Source organism: Mycobacterium sp. NGS67 (assembly GCF_059812185.1).
This window is the reverse complement of the sequence record NZ_JCALCF010000067.1, coordinates 1-3,436: the sequence shown is the minus strand read 5'-3', so window position 1 is coordinate 3,436 and position 3,436 is coordinate 1. Positions and strand designations below refer to the sequence as shown.

General features: G+C 61.6%; 5 protein-coding genes and 1 pseudogene. 3 read left to right on the top strand and 3 right to left on the bottom strand.

Annotated elements, in window-relative coordinates; translation table 11 throughout:
• A pseudogene (locus tag AC5Y4D_RS27200) lies at nt 1-220 on the top strand (acyl-CoA dehydrogenase); the annotation flags it as partial.
• A gap of 98 nt (nt 221-318) precedes the next feature.
• On the opposite strand, the gene AC5Y4D_RS27195 reads toward AC5Y4D_RS27200, so the two are convergent.
• Nucleotides 319-741, bottom strand: coding sequence for a PAS domain-containing protein (locus AC5Y4D_RS27195; protein ID WP_500038758.1), 423 nt, complete (start codon nt 739-741; stop codon nt 319-321).
• Nucleotides 742-928: 187 nt separating this feature from the next.
• The gene (locus AC5Y4D_RS27190; protein WP_500038757.1) at nt 929-1,309 is read right to left on the bottom strand and encodes an anti-sigma factor antagonist; all 381 of its coding nucleotides are present in this window, start codon (nt 1,307-1,309) and stop codon (nt 929-931) included.
• A 458-nt stretch (nt 1,310-1,767) separates the two neighbouring features.
• On the opposite strand from AC5Y4D_RS27190, the gene AC5Y4D_RS27185 reads away from it, so the two are divergent.
• Both AC5Y4D_RS27185 and AC5Y4D_RS27180 read left to right on the top strand, forming a co-directional pair.
• Nucleotides 1,768-2,001, top strand: a complete 234-nt coding sequence (locus AC5Y4D_RS27185; protein ID WP_500038756.1) for a DUF2188 domain-containing protein — start codon at nt 1,768-1,770, stop codon at nt 1,999-2,001.
• Between the two features lie 208 nt (nt 2,002-2,209).
• Entirely contained in the window at nt 2,210-2,422 is a 213-nt protein-coding gene (locus AC5Y4D_RS27180) for a hypothetical protein (protein WP_500038755.1), read from the top strand.
• Between the two features lie 125 nt (nt 2,423-2,547).
• Here AC5Y4D_RS27180 and AC5Y4D_RS27175 read toward each other — a convergent pair whose 3' ends face one another.
• On the bottom strand, nt 2,548-3,369 hold the full coding sequence (locus AC5Y4D_RS27175; RefSeq protein ID WP_500038754.1) for an alpha/beta fold hydrolase: 822 nt from the start codon (nt 3,367-3,369) through the stop codon (nt 2,548-2,550).
• Nucleotides 3,370-3,436: the final 67 nt, after the last annotated feature.

Sequence of the window (3,436 nt, the reverse complement as noted above, 5' to 3'; positions counted from 1 at the left end):
CGGGCGTCCGGCCGAAGCTCACGTTGACGCGGTGGCGATTCTCGCCGAACTCGGCGGCCCGGCTGTGCTGCCCGCCCAATGGTGGGGAGTGTGGGCTGCCGAGTCCGGCGAAGCGGTGGTGTCGGCGACCGAGCACACCGGAGGACAGATTGTGCTCGACGGCACGAGGGCGTGGTGTTCGGGGGCAGGGTTGTGCACCCACGCCTTGTTGACCGCGCGGCTGCCCTGTGGTGAGCGCGCGGTTCGCTGTGGGGTCAGGTAGGTCGTGGGGGTTGGTCGTTGGTCGCCCTGGGCTGCACTTTGGCGTCAGCGACTGAGTTAGTCGTGTTGTTGCCAGAGTTGTGCGGTGAGGTCTTGGAATGTGACGAGAGCAACGGGATCATCGTCGCGCAGCAGCGCCGATTTGCTCATCCAGGCGTGCACGGTTGAGCCGTCGGCGTGTACCAGCTCGACGCGTTCGCCGCCGTGGAGTCGAATGACGGACACGGGGGAGGATTGGTCGATGGGCAAGGTGGTGAATAGCTGGGAGAATTTGAGAGTGTGCAGCGCTTCGAGGGAGTAGCCCAGCATGTTGGCGAACGTGGGGTTGGCGAAGAGAATGGTGCCGTCTTGGGAAATGGCGAGTACGGCGACGGGAATGCGGTCGAGGACCACGAGTGCGGGTAAGTGGGTGAGGGTGCTCAGCGGTGGTTGGCCGTCCTGGCCTGGGCGGCGGCGTTCCTGATGCGGATTGTTGGGCATCGGTTACTTAGGTTCCCCTTCCCGCGGACAGGTGCTCAATGTTACCCACGTCACACATCCGTGAAGGGGTGAATCGCTTCAAGAGTGGGTGCGCGGCGTCGCGCTTTGCGCGACCGGGCTGGTCGCTTCGGCCGGGGGAGGCTAGCGAGACCGAGGTCGCGGTAGGGGGTCAGCCGTTTGGTGGACGTTACGGTCGGTCGCTGCGTAGTGGCTTGTGCAGCGCGGCGCGCTGGTACGGGTATAGCGGCAGCTCGGCTTGGAGGTGAGCTGCCGCGATGATGCGGGCCGTAATCGGTTGGTTGCTGACCAGGCGCAGCTCGATGTCGCGGCGGCGGCATTGTTGTGAGGCCTCGAGCAGGACCCCGAAGGCGCACACCGCCATGAAGTCCAGTCCGCTGGTATCGACGACCAGTGGTCCCGGGGCGGCGGTAGCGTGCGCGGCCGCGCGCACGATCTGCCTCCAGGTCTTGACGTTGCTCGCGTCGATCTCTCCGCCGGCGCAGAGCAGCACGGCCCCGCCGCAGCGTTCGGTGGTCGCTCGTAACAGGCTGTCAGTGGCATTGGTCATGACGGCGGGCTCATTGCTCAGGGGCGGGGGTGATGGAAGCATTCCGTGCTGCCCATGGGTTCTCCTGGAGGTGCTTCACGGAGTGTCGATGCTCGGCCCCTGGACTGCTCAAAGGCGGAGACGGCCCTATCCCACCAGTAAGTTTACCGCTGTAATACCTGCCGTGGTAACGATTCCTCGCACAATTTTGCGTGGTGAACGCTTTGGGACTGCTGGCCGTTCGTCAGACATCCCATATGCTGGAGATCGTTGTGCTGATCAATCCTGCGACCCGATCCAAGAGCCGTCTTTCGACCTTCGGGTTTGACAGTGACACGTCCGTACCGGGCGATTCGCACGACGGAGCTCGTCGACGAGATCCAGCACGAACAGCACAAGCTTCGTGAAAGGTCATCGATCAATGTCGTACTTCGCGAGTAACTTTGTGCACAAAATCGAGCCAAATAAGGAGCAACCGCGTGGCTGACTACGACGTTCAATACGACAAGGATTCAGGTGATTGGAGCGCCAAGCGTGCGGGGGCAGAAAGAGCTGCTGGACGCTACGACACCCAAGCTGAGGCACACGATGCTGCGCGGGGTTTCGCCGAACGAAGCGGCGGTGGCGAGGTCCGAGACCACCGCAAAGACAACAATCAAATCCGGAACACCGATACAGTCGGCAAAAGGGACCCATACCCGCCAAAGGGCTGAAGCAACGGTTCGTCGGGATCATCCTATTCTGGCCAGGCGCGCCCGGAAGAAGGCAACACAAACGTACGGATTGAATGAGCTAAGAGTTGTTCAGCGAACACCTAGTGTTCCACGCCAGAAATTCATTACACAATAATAACTTGCGGCTACGGCGCGGGTTCTACGCGAATTATGCTGCCATGCAGCCTAATTCATCATATGGAGAAGCGTGGACGGGCCGAGGTCGGAGTTGGTGCTGGTCGACGAGGAGCGCGACCAGCTGCTGGGGTGGTCACGGCGGGCGAAGTCGTCGCAGGCGTTGGCGTTGCGGTCGCGGATCATCCTGGCCTGCGGCGAGGGCTTGTCCAACAAGGCGGTAGCCGCGAAATTGGGTGTGTCGCAACCTCTCGAAACCGAGAAACCAGCCAGGGAACGACGTTGAGCAGTACAGCCACCACAACCATGAGCAGAGCCGAACCCGTTACCGGGCTCAATCCAGCAAAATGGCGCAGAATCTTCAGCGATAGATGGCGTTACACGACGTCGGTCGCGAGTCTGCGATCCCAATCACAGATGAGCTAAGAGTCGTTCAGCGAACACCTGGGGGTGCTCTCGATGCATGAAGTGCCCGCCTGGGACCTCCTCAACGATGTAGTCATTGTCAAACATCTGGGCGGCGGCCCGGTAGTCGGAGGGCTGGAAAATTGGGTCATCGACGCCGGCAAAGACCACTGCTGGCACCGTAATGCGCGCCGTTAGCGATGCAGTGGGTATGGGTGAAAGCGCTCGGTAGTAGCCCAACGCCGCGTTTAGGCTTTCCGGTTTCGAGAAGCTGTTGCGTATGGCGGCGAACTCCGTTGGTTTCGGGTTCCATCCGGGGGACCAACTCTGATAAAGAGCGGTGAGCGCCGCAAAATCATTGCGCGCGAATCGGTTCGGCGCCCCTGGCAGCTTGTATGCGGCGAAGTGACGCAAGGCCCATAGCTTTTTCAATGACGGTTTGACTGCGGCTGGGTGGGGACTGCCGATCACGAATAGCTTGTTTACGTGGTCCGGGCTGAGCGCTGCTGCGCCGTAGGCGGCTGCGGCGCCCCAGTCGTGCCCGATGATGATGGCGTCACGGGCGCCGAGCGCTTGGATCAGTGCGAGCGCATCGTGTGCCAAAGTTTCTTGATCGGTGTCACGGTTGGGGATCGCGCTGGGGTGATAGCCGCGCATGAACGGGCTGACCGCGCGGTATCGCTGAGCGGCGATTCGCGGGCGAAGATCGTCCCAGGTATGAGCGGTGTCGGGGAAACCGTGCAGCATGAGCACGAGCGGCCCAGTGCCCTCCGCCAAGTAGGCGAAGTTCAGGCCATTTGCGTCGATGAAACGGATGTCATCAGCCACGGCCAGGGAACATTACGCCGTCCTGGCAGCGCTGGGAACGATGTCTGATCTCGGATTGAGCGTCCGG

Bases quoted from the DNA above. Each gene is read 5' to 3' on its own strand.
- AC5Y4D_RS27195 (WP_500038758.1), bottom strand. From the start codon at position 741: ATGCCCAACAATCCGCATCAGGAACGCCGCCGCCCAGGCCAGGACGGC.
- AC5Y4D_RS27190 (WP_500038757.1), bottom strand. From the start codon at position 1,309: ATGACCAATGCCACTGACAGCCTGTTACGAGCGACCACCGAACGCTGC.